Here is a 16550-nt window from a genome sequence, read left to right on the forward strand (position 1 = left end):
ATCGTCGACGTCAACCTCCGGAACCAGCAGCCGAGCCTGCCTGTGGCCGAACCCAAGTGGGTCACCGTCACGGACATGGACCTGGATCACGTACCGGATGCCGTGGGTGACTCCACTCGAGCCCCCGCTCACCCACAACGAGTGACTGCCTGTCATCCCCTGAGGTGGGTCACAAAATTCCAACTCGGCGATGACCCGCTGCGTGGCGTGCAGCGTGTTACCCGCGCCGCAGGCAGCAGGCAGCGCGCCGACGGGTCGAGCGGTACGACACCGTGCCGGGCAAGCTCGCGTCCGACCATGACGGCGAACGCCTCCCGGCCGTAGCGGGCGGCCCTGGGTACGGTGGCGAGCAGCGCGTCCGCCGCCCGCCCGGGACTCCCCCTGAGCGCGAGGACAGCGGCGACGGTGAGCGGGGCGGACCGCGCCAGCCGTCTCTCCCATTGCTCCACGGGCCCGGGCGGCCGGGTCCTGGCGCGCAGGTGCCGCGCCGGCCGGGTGCGCGGTACGCAGTCCGGGCCCGAGCACAGGTCCCCCTCGCGCCGCTCCCACACCCGCCGCCGGGCGCGGACCTCGCCGAGCAGCAGCAGCCGGTGCGCCGCGTCGACGGCGGGCATGCCAATGCCGGCGCAGAGCCCGTTGACGGTGGCACCGGCCAGCGACAGCAGCAGATCGGTCTGGACGGGGCCGACACGCCGCCGCGTCCATCTTCGGCATCTCCTCCTCCAGCGCGGTCATCGCCGCTCTGGTGGCCGCCGGGGTTGGTCTGCTGGTGGTCCTCATCGCCCGGCCACTGCTGTTCGCGACGCTGGATGAGGCCGTGGCCGCCGCGCGCGGGGTACCGGTCCGCCTGCTCGGGTACGGCTTCCTCGCCCTGGCCGGGATCAGCGCCGCCGAGGCCACCCAGGCGGTCGGCTCCCTGCTCCTGCTCGGCCTCCTCGCCGCACCCGCAGGCGCCGCCATCCGGCTCACCGACCGCCCCTACCGGGCACTCGCCCTCTCCGCCGCACTGGCGGTACTGGAGATGTGGGCGGGGCTGTCCGCCTCGTACGCGGTGCCGAGGATGCCGCCGAGCTTCGCCATCATGGCCGTCGCCACGGCCGTATACGCCGCAACGTTCCTCATACGGTGGCTCGCCTCCGGTCGTCGTACGCGAACCGTCGTCCCCACCGGCACATGAGCGAAGGCACCCGATGGAACGCAACCGACCAGCCGCCCCCACGCCCTTAGCCGACGTCACTCTGATCGGCCGCCACACCCAGCAACGCACGGTCGTCGTCGAGGCACTCATCCGCACCGAGGGCTTCGTCGGCGCCCAGTCACTCCACAACCGGCTCGCCGCCGACGGCACACCGGTCGGCTTGTCCACGGTCTACCGCACCCTGACCGCCCTGGCCGACGCAGGCCGGGCCGACATGGTCCGCGACACCGGCGGCGAACGCCTCTTCCGCTACCGCCCCGGCCCCGACCACCGCCACTACCTCCTCTGCACCGAATGCGGCCTGAGCCGGCCCGTCGACTCCGGCCCGGTGGAGAACTGGGCCGACGCCATCGCACGGACCTCCGGCTTCGCCAACGTCCGGCACACGGTGGAACTGTCCGGCGTGTGCCCGGACTGCGACCGACGGCATGCGACGGCCGAACGACACTGAACGCGAGCGCCGTCTGATGTCGGCCAGGGGCCCGCTACGTCGAGTGGATCAGACCCCCAGTGTTCTTACCCCAAAGAGCGCAACCACCCTCCGGAGAAGTGCAGTTACCAAAGGCATGGAGAACACAGGCAGTACGCATGTCACCCGCCGAGCCCTGCTGTCAGTCGGCGGGTTGATGTTTCTCAGCGCCTGCACAGCCCATGGCGGTACGCCTGAACACACAGGGACGTCAGCACCCGACATCGTGAAGCCCACTCATCCGGGCGACTCTCACGCCAGCGAGCCGGCCCACGTCGAGCTGCCGGGCAGGCCGGAGTTCTACGTTCACCAGGGCCCGCGAGCCATCGCGCTGACCATCGACGACGGCCCGAACCCCGAATGGACTCCGCAGGTGCTGGACCTCCTGCACGGCTACGCCGTAACCGCCACGTTCTGCCAGGTCGGTGCCCGCATCAGCGCGTACCCCAACCTGGTGCGGGCGGTGGCCGCCGAAGGCCACCTGATCGCCAACCACACCTGGACCCACGCCGACCTGGCCCGGGCATCCTCAGCGACCGTCCGCTCCCAGCTGGAACGCACCAGCGACACGATCGAGAAGGTCACCGGCCAGCGCCCCACGATCTTCCGCGCCCCCTACGGAGCCTGGTCGGAGCCAACCCTGGCCACCTGCCGCGCGATGGGCATGCGCCTGCTGGACTGGTCCGTCGACCCCCACGACTGGTCACGACCAGGCACCTCGCTCATCGTCGAGCGGATCATGGCTCACGCCCATCCCGGATCAATCATCCTCGAACACGACGGCGGAGGCGACCGCTCCCAGACAGTGGCCGCCCTGCACCTGGTGCTTCCCCGCTTGCTCGACGCCGGCTACCAGTTCGTCACCCCGTAGGCGCCACCGCCGCCGGGGCGGCCGCCACCTCGCCCTCGCTCGCGCCACCCGCTTTGGTGGCGGCGAACGCGGTGGCGCCCGCAACGTACTGCGACCCGGCCGCTTCCCGGCCGAGCGTGGCCGGCTTGAGCACCACCTGGGTCTCGGGCACGAGAACGTACTCGGCGTGGCTCCCCGGTCCCCACGTCCGACTGAGCACCTCGGCGCCGGTGCGGACCGCCACGGCCGCGAAGTCGCTGCCCCGGCCGACGCAGGACGTCGCGGGAAAGCGTTCGGCCGGCGTGCCGAAGCGGATCGCGCCTCCGTCAACCGCAGCAGTCGCAGTCTGAAACACAACCGTAGGCATCCGTTGCGTCCGCCTGCCGCCGGCCGGGGCTGGGTGCCACGGCTGCCGATGTTGCGCAGCACGCCTGTCCGCGCCACGCGTCGCGCCCCTCCTTCACCGCGACCGCGGCGATGGCCAGGGCCGCGAGCGGATCGGCCCACGACCAGCCGAACACAGCATTGACGACCAGGCCCACCAGTAGCACGGCCGACAAATAGGTGCACAGCAGTGTCTGCTTGGAGTCGGCCACGGCAGATGCGGAGCCGAGTTCCCGTCCAGCACGGCGCTGGGCCGCCGACAGGACCGGCATGACCACGAGCGAGAGGGCAGCCAGCACGATCCCGGGCAGAGAGCGCGCGGCGTCACCTGTGCCGCTCAGGGCCCGTGCGGCGTCGACGGTGACGTAGGCGGCGAGCGCGATGAACGACAGCGCGATGATCCGCAACGCGGTCTTCTCCCGGGCCTCGCGCACCGCGTGCTCGCGGGCGGAGAACTGCCAGGCGACGGTGGCGGCCGAGGAGACCTCGATGACGGAGTCGAGGCCGAAGCCGATCAGCGCGGTGGACGAAGCCAGGGTCCCGGCCGTGAGGGCGACGGCCGCCTCGACGGCGTTGTAGGTGATGGTCGCGGCGACCAGCAGCCGTATCCCCCTGGCGAGCGCGCCGCGCCTGGCCGGGCCGGGGCCGAGGGAGACGGATGTCTCTGCGCTCACGGTCAGCAGCACCCTTTGTCGTCGGCGTCGGCGCACGTTCGGTCGCCCTCGACGGCGACCACGGCGGTGCGCAGGTCGTCGAGCGCGTGGCCAAGGCGTTCGTCGGCGAGTTCGTAGCGGGTGCGACGGCCGTCGGGGACGGTGACGACCAGTCCGCAGTCACGCAGGCACGCCAGGTGGTTCGACAGCCTGGTGCGGGAGACGTCCAGCGCGTCGGCGAGGTCGGCGGGATAGGCGGGTGCTTCCCGCAGGGCGAGCAGGATGCGGCAGCGGATCGGATCGGCGAGCGCCCGGCCGAACCGCACCAGGACCTCGATGTCGGAGGCAACAGTCAGCACACCGACAACGGTACACGCATTCCTGAATTCACAGAAACATGAACCCTACATTTCGTAATGGTGTTCATTTTCATGTAGCCTTTACTCGCCATCCCAACCAGGAGGATTCCCATGGCCGTTCCCAAGCGGAAGATGTCCCGCAGCAACACCCGTCACCGCCGCGCCCAGTGGAAGGCAACCACGCCCGCGCTCGTGCCGGTCACCGTCGACGGAGTGTCATACCTGGTACCGCAGCGGCTGGTGAAGGCGTACGAGCTCGGCCTGCTGCGCCCCGAGGGCTGAGCGTTGATGCCGTCCGGCCCCTGCGGCCGACTGCCCGTCACCGTCGTGTCCGGCTTCCTCGGCGCGGGTAAGACCACCCTCCTCAACCACGTCCTCGGCAACCGCGAAGGACTGCGCGTCGCGGTCATCGTCAACGACATGAGTGAGGTCAACATCGACGCCGCCCTGGTGCGCGGCGGCGAGGCAGCTCTGTCGCGCACCGAGGAACGCCTGGTCGAGATGACCAACGGCTGTATCTGCTGCACCCTGCGCGACGACCTGCTGGTTGAGGTCGACCGGCTGGCCCGCGAAGGCCGCTTCGACTACCTGCTCATCGAGTCGTCCGGCATCTCCGAACCCATGCCGGTCGCCGCGACCTTCGCCTTCGCCCGCGACGACGGCGCCACCCTCGGTGACCTCGCCCGCCTGGACACCATGGTCACGGTCGTCGACGCCGCGAACTTCCTGCCCGAACTGGCAAACGGCTACGAACTCGCCGAGCGCGGCTTGGACCAGTACGAGGACGACGAACGCACCGTCAGCGACCTGCTGATGGACCAGATCGAGTTCGCCGACGTCATCGTCCTGAACAAGCTCGACCTGGTCGACGACACCGCCGCCGAGCGGCTGCGGGCGACGCTCATCCGCCTGAACCCGGTGGCCCGGATCGTTCCCGCCGTCCACGGACGCGTGGATCTCAAGGCCGTACTCGGCACCCGGCTGTTCGACCTGGAGCGCGCCCGGCGGGCCCCCGGCTGGGTCATGGAGCTCAACGGCGACCACGTCCCGGAGACGGAGGAGTACGGGATCTCCTCGACCGTCTTCCGCTCCGAACTGCCCTTCCATCCCGGACGGTTGTGGCCGTTCGTCACCGAGGAGATGGACAGTGGCGCCTACGGGCAAGTCCTGCGCTCCAAGGGTTTCTTCACCCTGGCCAGCCGCCCGCACGTGACGGGACTGTGGTCGCAGGCCGGCTCCGTCGCCCGCTTCGAGCCCTCCGCCGCCCGGGACACCGACAGCCCGGAAGGCCAGGAGCTGGTCTTCATCGGCACGCATCTGCATGCCGAGGCGCTCCACGCCGCGCTCACCGACTGCCTGCTGGCGGACGGCGAGAGCCTGCCAGCGGACGATCCGTTCCCCGCCTGGGACACCTACGGCATCGACGACACCTGCGATCACGAACACGCCGAACTCGTCACGCGGACCTGAGTCCGAAGACTCCGGGCCGGGCGGTGGACGCAGCCACGGCACCGCCCGGCCCGGCACATCCCGTACCTCCACATGCGGACACCGAATCGGGAGGCAGTCATGACGGAGCACGGTGTACGGCTGGGCACGGTCCAGGAGACCCTGGTGATACCGCTGTACGGGCGCGCGGTGGACAACCGGAGGCCGGACGCGATCCTGCGCGACGCACAGGCCGAGGAGATCGTCGCCTCGATCGACTACGACTTCGCCCGCTTCGACAACCTGCCGAGCCTGACCGGCGCGGTGCTGCGTACCAGCTTGTTCGACCGGTGGGTCGCGGACTTCCTCGCTGCCCACCCCACCGGCACTGTCGTCGAGATCGGTGCCGGGCTCAACACGCGGTACGAACGCCTCGACAACGGCCGCACGCGCTGGTTCGACCTCGACCTGCCCGACGTGATCGACCTGCGCCGGACCCTCTTCACCGACACCCCTCGCCGCACAGCCATCGCCACCTCGGTGACCGACCCGGCCTGGACCGACACCGTCGCCTCCCAAGCCGCCGGCCCCTGCTTCCTCGCCGCCGAAGCCGTCCTGCCGTTCCTGGACGAGGCCGACGTACGGCATGTCGTCAGCCTGCTCGCCGACCGCTTCCCCGGCTCCCTGCTGGCCCTGGACACCGCCGGCCCCGGCATCGTCACGACCCAGGACCAGCACGACGCGCTGAGCAAGGTGGACGCAAAGATGCAGTGGTCCTGCACCGGCCCGCACCAGCTCGCCGACTCCCCCCGCACCCTGCTCGACTACCACGACCGGATCGGCCACCCCCTGGCCACCGTGCCCAGGCGGCGCCAGGCCGCCGCCTGACGGTCATGCCCGCGATGCCGTACCGCACCCGTTTCGCGGTGACCGTCGCGAACCCACCCGATATTGCGACGTTTCGATACGCGCGCTTCCTGGGGTGCGCATCGGTCGTCACCTGCGGCTCGGGGCGCGCGTCCCAGGCCGGTGATCGCGTCGACCACCGGTTGGCGGGATGGCCTCCGGCATGCGCGTCTTCTGCTGATGGATGAGTTGCTGGTAGCCCACCAGGACCACCAGCACAGCCAGCAGGGCGCCGGAGGTGATGGTGGTTCCCACCCCGAGTCCGCCCAGTGCGACGGGCTTTTCCACAGCGTTCTCCGCGACCGCACCAAGGGGACGCGTCAGCACGTAAGCCGCCCAGAACAGCACCGTGCCCGAGATCGGGGTGAAGTAGTGCGCCGCGAGGATCAGCAGCATCGCCCCGGACAGGACGAGAGCGCTGTCCCGGAACCCGATACCCACACCGTCCGAGAGGAAGTCACCGCTGGAGGTACCCAGCGTGTTGGACACGAGGGTCGCGGTCCAGTACAGGATCTCGCCCTTGGTGGTGACGATGCGCTCCACGTCCATGGTCTGCCCGGTCGCCCGCCACCCGATCAGCACGATCACCAGAAGGGTGGTCAGCACGGCCGCGCCGCCGGCGTAGCCCAACCCGGCGGTGCGATTCATGAAGTCCGACATGGCCGTGCCCACGATGCTGGTCGTCAGGATCACCGACCAGAACACCACCGGCTGGAACCGGTCGATCTTCAACTGCACCGTCAGGGTGAGCGCGAAGACGACCAGGAAGATGACGGCGCCGGTGGCGTAGCCCAGGTTCAGGGGCGCCATCGACACGAAGTTCGATGCCGACTCACCCAACGTGGTTGCCACAATCTTGATCGTCCAGAAGAGCACACCGACCATCGGCAACTTGCTCACAGCAACCCTGCTCACCACAGCTCCTAGACACACAGGCGCGCGGTGACACACAGTCGGACGCACCCCACGTAGGAAGAGGCTTGTCGACAGAATCGCTCGGCGCACCGACCTCGGCCAGACGGTCAGAGCCGAACGGAGCAACCCGCACAGTCGACGGTAGGTGCTGAGGGAGCTGAATCCGGGAGAAGATCTTCTCCCAAAGCCCCTGCGGAACCACCCGGACCAACCGACAGCTGTAGCCACTGGGCGATGAAACGCTCCTGCTCATCCACTTCTCGCCGAACGAGGCGGCGTCCGTGGCCTGCACTTCAGGCCACCTGACACCTCATCAGGACGAGCGTCAAATGAGCGTCAAGATATCGCCCGTAACGCCCACACCGCACATCATGCACGCACGTAAAATCGCAGGTCAAGAGCCCTTGGCGGCCGATTCAAGGATCGCGACACACTCCACGTGATGCGTCATCGGGAACACATGGAGACAACGCTGAGCAAAGCAGGGTACGCGCCAATCACCGGCTACCTAAACCAGTGATCCCTCGAATCAATGGCAGTTCACCACGCCTCCCCCGCTCCTCTCCGCCCCAGAAACAACCAAACCCGAAAGACACTGCCGACAGGAACGCCGAACCAGAACAGCGAATTGCAGCACGAGGCGTTCAGTCCCGAGCGCATCCGTGCCACCTGGAGCAGTACCGCGAGCATCCAGGACGTTGCCCAGGTGTTCGCCATGTCGAGATCAAAGGGCTACGACCTTGTGCGTCGCAGGGAATTCCCCTGCGGTGTGCTGCCGATCGGCCGCACAGCCCGTGTCGTCGCCGCCTCACCCCTCCGCCTCCTCGAGAGCGGCGAGCCGACAGCCCCGCCAGACCAGACGTCACTTTGCTGTCCCCAACAACCGTCGACACACCTGGACCACGCAGGCCCTACCTGCGTGAACAGCAGCGACCTGGACCACGTAGACGCCAGAAGACGGTTCCGCCTACCTGTGCCATGTGGTGCCCAGTGAAGGACCCAAGAGCAGGACCGGAGCGTCTTCTGGCCCGTCAAAGCGGTATTGCAGGGTGTCCGACGGTGTCTCACTCACTCCGCAGACCTCCTCACGTGTCACGAGATCTCACACGGCCGGGGGAACCCGGCGGGCCTCGCCCTCCTGGCTCGCGTGCCCTCCCAGTCACTGCGCCGCGGAGCTTCCCTTTTCGGCACGGCTTCCAGGTAGTCCGGTTCTCCGGTCCTCCCTGCCGCGCATGCCGCGTTCCCATGCCGGAGAAGGAAACGGGAAACAGCATCGATCGCCTTGTCCGCCCCGGACCGACTGCTGCACGCTTTCGTGCAGCGCCGACTCGGCCAAGGGCGGGAGGGATTGGAGGTTTCCGTGCCGCAGCCGTCCACCGGATTCGGCGAGGAGTTGAGAAAGCGGCGTCTGGAGGCAGGGCTCAGCCTCACCGCCCTGTCCGGCTCCGTGCACTACAGCAAGGCGCAGTTGAGCAAGGTGGAGCGGGGCCTGAAGGCCCCCAGCCGTGACCTCGCCCGCCTGTGCGATGCCGCCCTCGGAGCCGGCGGGGCCCTGCTGGCCCTGCTCGCACCAGAGTCCACCGACCCGCCCGTCGATCCGGCGCCGGGCCATGTCCACGAGGAGGACTGGATCATGCAGTTGTCGCCGGACGGACCGAACACCTTCCAGCCCTTGAGCCGACGGGAAGTCATGGGCGCCGGTGCCGCCTCGCTGATGGCGTGGCGGTCCGACAGCGTGGGCCCGGCCTCGCCAGCCGCGGGCGCGGAAATACTGGAAGCCTCCCGCTCGCTGTTCACCCACTACCGCAGACTCGGCCAGACGGTGGCGCCCGGTCTGCTCCTACCCGTTCTGATCGCACAGACTCACACCCTGCGGCAACTGTCCGCCCACTGTGACAGCGGCACCCGTCGCCACCTGCTGGCCCTCGGCTCCCGGTACGCCGAATACGTCGGCTGGCTAGTGCAGGAGACCGGGGACGAGCGGGCGGCTCTGTGGTGGACGCAGCGCGCCGTCGATCTGGCGGCCGCCGGCGGCGACCGCGCACTGGCGAGTTACGCGCTGGTCCGCCGGGCCCTGATCACGCTGTACCGGGACGACGCCGAGCAGACGGTCGCTCTGGCCCGTCGCGCGCAGAGCAAGGCCCTGTCCCCGCGGATCCGCGGGCTCGCCGCACAGCGCGAAGCCCAGGGCCATGCCCTGGCGGGTGACCACCGGGCCTGTCTGGACGCGCTGGACCGCGCGCGTGCGCTTCTTGCCCTCCAGGACGAAAGGACCGACGAGCCGGTGATCGGCACCATGCACCTTCCCGATCCGGTCGGCATGGTCACCGGCTGGTGCCTGGTCGATCTCGGGCGGCCGCGCGAGGCGAGCGAGGAACTGGACCGACAACTCGCCCTGGTCGGCGGGGACGCGGTCCGCACTCAGGTCAGGTACGGCGTCCGCCGCGCACTCGCCTACGCGTCGGCTGGCGAGATCGACCACGCCTGCGACCTGACGGCGCACCTGCTCGACGCGGTGGAGGCCGTGGGTTCCGCCACGGTCACGACCGACCTGAGGCGGCTCGCCCGCGCTCTGGCGCGCTACGCGAACCATTCCTCCGTACGCCGGCTGGGACCGCGACTCGGCACGTTGTCGCGCCCGTCCACCATCTGAAGGAGTCACTGGCATGCCCCACGTGTTCATCAACTACCGCACCGGCGACGGCGAGCGGACCGCGGCTCTCCTCGACCAGGAGCTGTCACGTCGCTTCGGCCAGGACCGCGTCTTCCGCGCGTCCAGGTCCATCACCCCAGGGGACGCCTACCCCGAGGTTCTCCTGACCGCGTTACGCCACAGTTCCGTGCTGCTGGCCGTCGTAGGACCGGACTGGACGAACTTCCGCAGTCGGCTGCAGGATCCCGACGACTGGGTGCGCAAGGAGATCGAGTCCGCATTCGAGTGCGGGCTCATCGTCGTTCCCGTGCTGGACGGCCGCAAGACCGACCGGCTGAGCAAAGCGGCCCTGCCCCCGGAGCTGGCGCGGCTCGCCGATCTGCAGTCCGTTCCGTTCGACAGCACCCACGACACCGAGGCCGGCGTCCGGCGTATCGGTGATCTGGTCGCCGAGCTGGTGCCCGAGCTGCGGGACCTGATCGAGCCCGGCGAGCCGTCGCCGGCGTCGACCACCGTGCACAACTCGATCAGGGACGTGAGCGGAACGTCCGTCCAGGCGGGCGACTTCAGCGGTGACGTCGGCGGCACGATCGTGAAGAACTCCCACGGCACAGTCCACACGGGCAGCGGCAGCATCTACAACAACTCACGCCATGTGTCGGGCGACCGCTACATCTCGGGCACCGGGACGACGTACACCGAAGGCGACCACCACGGGGAAGTCCACCAGCGGTTCGGGGAGCCGGAGCAGGACGACCGACGGTGAGCACAGAACACACCATCCGGGTCGAGAGCACGCGGGGCGTCACGCACACGGGCGACGGCCACATCTACGTCAACCTCGGCGCCGCTGCCCACGAACCCCGAAAGCCCGTCTTCCGGCAGCTTCCCGATGACCAACTGCGCTGGGCCCGACGGGTGTTGGTCGCTCCGGTCAACATGGGAAGGGCCCGCACCACGCTCGAAGGGACGGGCACCGTCATCCTCGACGGTGCTCCCGGCAGCGGCCGCTCGGCCACGGCACGCGTACTGTTGCGCGAACACCACCGTCCCGGCGGGTCCTTCCGTGAACTCCTGCCCGACGAGCGGGACGAGCTGCAGCTGCACGATCCGGCTTTCGTCGACCCGGGCGACCGGCTGCTGCTCGACCTGTCCACCGCGGAGGCCGGTCTGTGGCATGCGGCGCGAGGCGACCTGCCCGCCCTGCGCCAGACGGTGCGCGAGCGCCGGGCCCATCTCGTCGTCGTCATGCCGCACGACGGGGCCCTCGACCCCGACCTCCAGCACTACCGTGTCGAGATCGGGCCGCCGGCCTTCCCCATGGAGGTTCTCAGACGGCACCTGCGCGCCCACGGCGTGCCGTGCGAGCAGTTTCTCCGGAACGACGTCACCGTCGACGAGTTCCTGAGCGAACGCAAACCCATGCGGGAGATCGCCGACTTCGCCGACCGCATACGCCGGGCCCGCGAAACGGCACGGGCCGGCGAGGAGTTCCCCGAGTGGTGCGCGGCCGCGAAACGTGCGCGCGCCGGGCGCCGCGCCGAAGTCGCCGACCGCGTCGCCGGTTTGCCCGACGCCTCCCAACGCGCCCTGATGATCGCCGTGTCCATGGTCCACGGCGCGCACGCCGACGTCGTCCACCGGGCGACCGCGCTTCTCCTGAGCACGGTGGGGGCGCCCGAGGAGGACACTCCGCTCCTCCAGCGCAAGGATCTCGCCCAGCGGCTGTCGGAGATCTCGGCCCGCTCCGGGCCGGACGGTCGCGTGCGGTTCACCGAGCTGGACTACGACTCCGCCGTCCGCGCCCACTTCTGGGACCACATGCCCGACCTGCGGCCGCACCTCGGCGCGTGGGCCGCGCGGGTCGTCGAGTCGAGCGACCCGCATCTCGTGCCGGACGTCCGCGACGGACTGGTGGCCCGGCTGGCGGGTGAGTACCTGCGAACCGGGCGGGCCGACGAGCTCGCCGCGCTCGCCGAACGGTGGAGCGCGCAGGGAGCGGGCAGAGCCCGGTCGGAGGCCGCGGTCCAGGCGCTCACCTGCGGTCTCGCGGACCCCGCCCATGGCAGGGACTTCCGCGAACGGATCTACCAGTGGTGCGCGTACCGCCGGCTGACCGGTGAGTTCGTCCAGGTGCTGGTCCAGGTCTGCGCCGACGTCCTCGCGCTGGACCATCCGGACCACGCTCTGATCCGGCTGCACCATCTCGCCCGGCGTGAGCGCGGCACGGCCCATGCGCTGCAGGCCCTGTGCGCCCTGGTGGCCGGCAGCCGACGGCTGCGCCGAAGGCTGCTCGAGCGGCTGGCACGCGGCGACCTCGTACCGACCGACCTGGCCGTCTTTCTGCGCGTCAGCGATCCGGAGCCGCTCACGGACCGCTCCGTCACCACCCGCGCCCTGGTCGACGAGGACGGGGTACGGCGCTCGCTGATCACGTGCTGGCGCGCCGTGCTGACCCACGGGGTGTCGCGGCCGGAAGGAGAGCGCGTGGCACCACGGGCAAAGATACAGAGCTGGCTGCACTGGGCGGCCGAGGGCGCCGGTGACCGCGGGGAGGTCCTCCTCGACCTGCTGGTCGCCGCCGCCGACCGCTGCGGGGAGGACCGGGGCGCGGCGTTTGCCGCGTTGTACGCGTCCGCGCGCCAGGCGGAGTGCGCTTCTCCGGGCGCCGCCGCCCACTGCGCCGAGACCACCGACCTGTTGCTCCACAAGATCGGCGCGGCACACAACCTCGGTCCTGCCGCCCCGTCGGCATCGGCCAGAGGGGGTCGGTCATGACGACGGCACGCAAGACGACGACCGGGTTCCTCACCGTTCTGTGCGGCCTGCTGCTGACCATCGTCGGCCTGGTGCAGCGATGGCCCGGCTGGACCTGGCCGGCGCTGGCCGCGGTTCTTCTCGTGCTGCCCGCGATAGCCTTCCGGGTGGCCTCGCGGCGCCGCGGCCCGGTGCCGGTCAGCTTCGAGGAGCAGCTCACGGCTGCCCCGGTGGAGCGGTCCGAGTACCGCGTCAACCGAGTCGCGCTCCCGAGCCTCTGGGACGACTACCACTTCGTCTTCTCGGCGACCGTGCGGTGGTGCTTCGCCGACGATCCGGGGCGCGGCACGGTCGTCAACCCGGCCGGCCTCGCCGTCGATGCGGTCCTCAGCCGGGCCCGCGCGATCGCCGAGAAGCGGGAACCGGGCCACGCCTCGCTCCTTCAGCACGAACTCGGCGGCGCCCTCAGCCGCATGTGCCCGGATTCCACGGGCCACCTCCGGGCGATGGCGGAGGACATCAGCCTCACGTTGCCCGACGAGGACCAGGAGCGTCTGGACCGGCTCGCCGGCGTGCGCAAGGACGAGGCGGTCTGGGAGCACCAGCGCAAGTACGAGCAGAGCAAGCGCAGGTATCTGGGCGAGGACGTCCTCAAGGACACCGGCAGCGCCGTCGTGTGGTGGCTCACCAAGAACGACGAGCACGTGGCGAAGACCGTATCCGACCTCCCCTTGCTGGCGCAGCTGACCTCCGCTGCCAACGACACCGACATCCCCGAGCGCCTGCTCGAGATGCTGCCGAACCGGCCGGGAGGACCCGGGACGCCGGACATCGGCACGGAGTCTGCCGATCTCCCGACCTGTGAGCCCTCGGCTGCGGACCACCTATCCGGGTTCTTCGAGGCCATGGGCTTCACGGAGGACGACGACCGGCGGGCGATGCTGGCCCGACAGTTCTCGCAGCTCATAAAGCAGCACAACCGCCACGAGACAGCGGAGGACCTCCTACGCCGATTCGATCCGCCGAGGCCTCCCGCCCCCGAGACCGGAGCGGAACCGGCCCCCGACCCCGGCCCGCCGGCCGAGACGGCCTGACCGCCGACCGGGACATTTCATCCCTGCGCATCCAGGAGGACGCGATGGACGCCGAACTGGCCGCGATGGCGGCATCGGGAGCCACCACCCTGGTCTCCCTCATGGTCACTGATTCCTGGACTCACGCCCGCGCACTGATGGGCCGGTTCCTGGCACGTGCGGGCGCGGACACCGTCGCGATCACCAGCCTGGAGGACGCGCGTGCGCGGCTGCTCCTCACCAGCACCACGGCGGACGAGCGCGCCGCGTCCGGCATTGCGGCCGAGTGGCAGTCCCGTCTCTGCGGGCTGGTGGAAACCGGGGCACTCACCGGCGAGGACCTGAGTGCTCTCGGAGCGTCGCTGCGCCGCCTGGCGGCCGCCGCAGCGGCCCGCCCGGCAACGGTGCACAACACCGTCTCCGGCGGCACCCAGCACGGCCCGATCGTCCAGGCCGGCACCGTCACCGGCCTGGCCTTCCCGCCGGATCCGTCCCCGCGCCGGGAACAGGGATGAGGACCGGCCCGAGTGTCCTGTCGACGCCGGGCTCCCGATTCTTACGCCGCCTGCCCTCTTTCACTGAAAGTCGGTTTGCGAACGGACGGGCCTGCAGCCGGGCCCCTACCATCGCCGACGGCGGATACCGGGGCACCGGCCTGCTCATCCCGCACCGCAGACGACGGGTCCGGACCCACCTCAGTCCGCAACGGAAGCCGAGAATGCCACCCACTGCCGGGTGCAAGCAGGTGTCGAACGCGTTCACTCACATCCCATGCGGAACGCCCTCTGGATGATCCGGCCCCTCGTGCTCCCCCCATCCGTGGCCGGGGCGCGCCGTGAGCGGCGCGGATCGCTGCCAATGAGCGAGCCGGTGCGTTCGCACATCAGGCGCGCGCACCCCCAAAGCGTCACAGGAACCCGGTCCGCATGAGGCGCCGACCGCCTCCCCGCGCCAGCGCGGGCCATCTCACGACGAAGCCGCACCGGAACGCTCCGGTGCGGCTTGGTCGTCGCGCGGCTCCGCGAAGATGTCTCCGTCAGGATGGTTCCGGGAGGGGCTGCGCCGTATCACCCGCTACGCGAGCTCGGCACGTCCGGATGCGATGCAGCCGTCGGCGCCCGGGAGCACCAGGCGGTGGGCGCCCTGGCCGTGGCCACCCCGCTCGGCCTGCTCGCCCTGACCCTCCACCTGGACCGCCGCACGGCCCCCGGCCAGCGAGCGGGCAACCAGGATCAGATAGCTACGGGGGCTTCGTCTCACTCAACCTGAACCACCGCAGACACCTCGGGCCCATCTCTGCTGAGACCGGACACAACAGACGCGGACTCACGCAGGCGACGGACGTGGCGTGAGGGACGGCCGGCACGCCCTGGCAGCGGGTCCTACACCCGATCAGCGGCGGCCGGGCAGACGAGCTGCGTTGCCGCCGCGGCGGCGTACGGAGCTGGCCCGTATGTCCGCTGTGGCACCAACCCGGAATAAGCCCCACCTCTGGCCTGAATCGGTCAACCATGAGGGAGCTGAGGAACATGCGCCGCTATTGGCCATAGTGTCAACCCGTCTGCTGAGGGACACCGGGTAAGTGGCCCAGGAAGAGAACTCGCAGCAGTAGGGGGAAAACCAGTCATGAAGCGTGCCATGTTCACGCGTGCATTCGTCGCAGTGCTTGCGGCGTCCGCGCTCACCGGTGCCGGTATCGGCACCGCCGAAGCAGTCCCGTCCGCCAACCACGTCGGCCCTGCAGGGCTGCGAGTTCACGCGGGTCACACGCCGAAGCACTCGCCGCCCAAGGGCGCGAAGGTCGTCAAGATGCGGGTGACCGGAGTGAACGCGAAGCTCGCAAAAGCCCACGGCTTCAAGGTCGTCACCGCACCCGACGGCAGCCAGCACGCGGTACCGACGCCCAAGGCGATCAACCCCGACGGAAGTCCGTACCGCGCGAAGGTCCACCCCGACGACGTCGTCGAAGGGGACTGCGGCGACTCGTACATCTGGATACATCCCGTCGGCGGCTACAACATGGAGATCCAGACGGGGTTCGATCTCGACGAGGACGCGGTCGCCTACCACTGGCAGGCCAGCAGGTCCGACGACTACGGTTCGGACACCTACTCATGGGGCGGCGGGCTGGCATTCGACTCGTCCTGGGAGGGCGAGTGGGACGCGAACGCCGGCGGACCCGGCTGGGAGACCGCGGGAGTATCCCCCTCCAGCGACGCGCTCTTGTGGGACGGCGACATCTGTTCAAGCGGCGGTCCCACCGACAGCGCAGAGATCGTCTGAGACAAAGGAAGACTCATGGGATCGATGTCGAGCGCGCCGTGGGAAGTAGCCCTGGGGTACTCCTACCACTTGGCCGCTGCGCTGGCAGTCCGCGACGCGCTCGGCATCTGCGATCCGCTGGGCATACAGGCAGTCATAGCGCCGCCGAGCCTGGCCATCGACTCGACTGTGGACGGTTCCAAGGAAGTTGACGCCGAGTGGCGACAGTGGTGGGACCGCGCTCTGGCGGCCTCGGAGCAGGACGAGTCGGCGGTTCCTTTGTCGCCGGTCGGCCTGCTCGGCCGCGTTGTCGAGGGCAACCGCGATGTCGTCCGCCTGTGGAGCGCCGAGCGCAAACGCGAAGTCGCGAACGTGAGCCGCCCTGGGCGTGGTGCTCCGCGCATGAGGGATGCCGTGCGCGAGTACGAGAGGACCACCGGTACCCGCCTCGGCGGATTCCGGCTTAAGGTGACCGCGTTGCCCGTCACCGGCACCCTGTTCCTCCCAATCAGCAGATATCGCATCCTCGTCAGCACTGAACTTCTTCGGCACCGCGAGGAATACATCAGGCGCGTCATCACACACGTGGCGACGGAAGGCATCTGAATCATCCTCCCCAGCGGGATCGCGGACGGGGAGTCGC

General features: G+C 69.7%; 19 protein-coding genes and 1 pseudogene. 14 read left to right on the top strand and 6 right to left on the bottom strand.

Annotated elements, in window-relative coordinates:
* Nucleotides 1-152: 152 nt before the first annotated feature.
* Nucleotides 153-614 carry a hypothetical protein gene (locus tag AC4OXY_RS11105; protein WP_491993803.1) on the bottom strand — a complete coding sequence of 154 codons (462 nt, stop codon included), beginning with the start codon at nt 612-614 and terminating at the stop codon, nt 153-155.
* A 98-nt stretch (nt 615-712) separates the two neighbouring features.
* On the opposite strand from AC4OXY_RS11105, the gene AC4OXY_RS11110 reads away from it, so the two are divergent.
* From AC4OXY_RS11110 to AC4OXY_RS11120, 3 genes are all read left to right on the top strand, one after another.
* The gene (locus AC4OXY_RS11110) at nt 713-1177 is read left to right on the top strand and encodes a metal ABC transporter permease (RefSeq protein WP_491994812.1); all 465 of its coding nucleotides are present in this window, start codon (nt 713-715) and stop codon (nt 1175-1177) included.
* Nucleotides 1178-1190: 13 nt separating this feature from the next.
* Nucleotides 1191-1649, top strand: a complete 459-nt coding sequence (locus AC4OXY_RS11115) for a Fur family transcriptional regulator (protein ID WP_491993804.1) — start codon at nt 1191-1193, stop codon at nt 1647-1649.
* Between the two features lie 244 nt (nt 1650-1893).
* On the top strand, nt 1894-2538 hold the full coding sequence (locus AC4OXY_RS11120; RefSeq protein WP_491993805.1) for a polysaccharide deacetylase family protein: 645 nt from the start codon (nt 1894-1896) through the stop codon (nt 2536-2538).
* Here the strand turns inward: AC4OXY_RS11120 and AC4OXY_RS11125 are convergent.
* Genes AC4OXY_RS11125 through AC4OXY_RS11135 form a run of 3 tightly spaced genes read right to left on the bottom strand, consistent with a single transcriptional unit; the run spans nt 2528 to nt 3913 of the window.
* Entirely contained in the window at nt 2528-2872 is a 345-nt protein-coding gene (locus AC4OXY_RS11125; protein ID WP_491993806.1) for a hypothetical protein, read from the bottom strand. The two genes, AC4OXY_RS11120 and AC4OXY_RS11125, sit on opposite strands and share 11 nt — an antisense overlap.
* Nucleotides 2844-3575, bottom strand: a complete 732-nt coding sequence (locus AC4OXY_RS11130; RefSeq protein WP_491993807.1) for a cation efflux transmembrane domain-containing protein — start codon at nt 3573-3575, stop codon at nt 2844-2846. Before AC4OXY_RS11130 ends, AC4OXY_RS11125 begins: the two co-directional genes overlap by 29 nt.
* Before the next feature lie 2 nt (nt 3576-3577).
* On the bottom strand, nt 3578-3913 hold the full coding sequence (locus AC4OXY_RS11135; RefSeq protein WP_266952505.1) for an ArsR/SmtB family transcription factor: 336 nt from the start codon (nt 3911-3913) through the stop codon (nt 3578-3580).
* Between the two features lie 111 nt (nt 3914-4024).
* On the opposite strand from AC4OXY_RS11135, the gene rpmF reads away from it, so the two are divergent.
* The 3 genes from rpmF (at nt 4025) to AC4OXY_RS11150 (ending at nt 6229) form a co-directional block, all read left to right on the top strand.
* On the top strand, nt 4025-4195 hold the full coding sequence (rpmF, locus tag AC4OXY_RS11140) for a 50S ribosomal protein L32 (protein WP_491993808.1): 171 nt from the start codon (nt 4025-4027) through the stop codon (nt 4193-4195).
* Nucleotides 4196-4201: 6 nt separating this feature from the next.
* Nucleotides 4202-5383 carry a GTP-binding protein gene (locus AC4OXY_RS11145; protein ID WP_491993809.1) on the top strand — a complete coding sequence of 394 codons (1182 nt, stop codon included), beginning with the start codon at nt 4202-4204 and terminating at the stop codon, nt 5381-5383.
* A 99-nt stretch (nt 5384-5482) separates the two neighbouring features.
* On the top strand, nt 5483-6229 hold the full coding sequence (locus AC4OXY_RS11150; RefSeq protein WP_491993810.1) for a class I SAM-dependent methyltransferase: 747 nt from the start codon (nt 5483-5485) through the stop codon (nt 6227-6229).
* Between the two features lie 108 nt (nt 6230-6337).
* Here AC4OXY_RS11150 and AC4OXY_RS11155 read toward each other — a convergent pair whose 3' ends face one another.
* Nucleotides 6338-7147, bottom strand: coding sequence for a COG4705 family protein (locus AC4OXY_RS11155; protein ID WP_491993811.1), 810 nt, complete (start codon nt 7145-7147; stop codon nt 6338-6340).
* Nucleotides 7148-8522: 1375 nt separating this feature from the next.
* Here AC4OXY_RS11155 and AC4OXY_RS11160 point away from each other — a divergent pair.
* The 6 genes and pseudogenes from AC4OXY_RS11160 to AC4OXY_RS11185 form a co-directional block, all read left to right on the top strand.
* Nucleotides 8523-9815 (top strand): helix-turn-helix domain-containing protein, encoded by a 1293-nt coding sequence (locus AC4OXY_RS11160; protein ID WP_491993812.1) that lies wholly within the window; start codon nt 8523-8525, stop codon nt 9813-9815.
* Nucleotides 9816-9828: 13 nt separating this feature from the next.
* Nucleotides 9829-10581: a toll/interleukin-1 receptor domain-containing protein gene (locus AC4OXY_RS11165; RefSeq protein ID WP_491993813.1), complete on the top strand. Its 753-nt coding sequence runs from the start codon at nt 9829-9831 to the stop codon at nt 10579-10581.
* Nucleotides 10578-12593 (top strand): hypothetical protein, encoded by a 2016-nt coding sequence (locus tag AC4OXY_RS11170; RefSeq protein WP_491993814.1) that lies wholly within the window; start codon nt 10578-10580, stop codon nt 12591-12593. The genes AC4OXY_RS11165 and AC4OXY_RS11170 overlap by 4 nt, the downstream gene beginning before the upstream one ends.
* Nucleotides 12590-13666 carry a hypothetical protein gene (locus AC4OXY_RS11175; RefSeq protein WP_491993815.1) on the top strand — a complete coding sequence of 359 codons (1077 nt, stop codon included), beginning with the start codon at nt 12590-12592 and terminating at the stop codon, nt 13664-13666. The genes AC4OXY_RS11170 and AC4OXY_RS11175 overlap by 4 nt, the downstream gene beginning before the upstream one ends.
* Nucleotides 13667-13710: 44 nt before the next feature.
* Nucleotides 13711-14160 (top strand): hypothetical protein, encoded by a 450-nt coding sequence (locus AC4OXY_RS11180; protein ID WP_491993816.1) that lies wholly within the window; start codon nt 13711-13713, stop codon nt 14158-14160.
* Between the two features lie 17 nt (nt 14161-14177).
* Nucleotides 14178-14410: pseudogene (locus tag AC4OXY_RS11185) on the top strand (IS5/IS1182 family transposase); the annotation flags it as partial.
* Between the two features lie 309 nt (nt 14411-14719).
* Here AC4OXY_RS11185 and AC4OXY_RS11190 read toward each other — a convergent pair.
* Entirely contained in the window at nt 14720-14905 is a 186-nt protein-coding gene (locus AC4OXY_RS11190; RefSeq protein ID WP_491993817.1) for a hypothetical protein, read from the bottom strand.
* Nucleotides 14906-15283: 378 nt separating this feature from the next.
* Between AC4OXY_RS11190 and AC4OXY_RS11195 the strand changes: the two genes are divergently transcribed.
* Together AC4OXY_RS11195 and AC4OXY_RS11200 are read left to right on the top strand one after the other, a co-directional pair.
* A complete protein-coding gene (locus AC4OXY_RS11195) occupies nt 15284-15928 on the top strand; it encodes a hypothetical protein (RefSeq protein ID WP_356037904.1) in 645 nt (214 codons plus the stop codon).
* 15 nt (nt 15929-15943) lie between these two features.
* Complete coding sequence (locus AC4OXY_RS11200) at nt 15944-16513, top strand: hypothetical protein (RefSeq protein ID WP_491993818.1); 570 nt, start codon at nt 15944-15946, stop codon at nt 16511-16513.
* Nucleotides 16514-16550: the final 37 nt, after the last annotated feature.

It is taken from the genome of Streptomyces sp. HUAS MG56, from assembly GCF_058673395.1.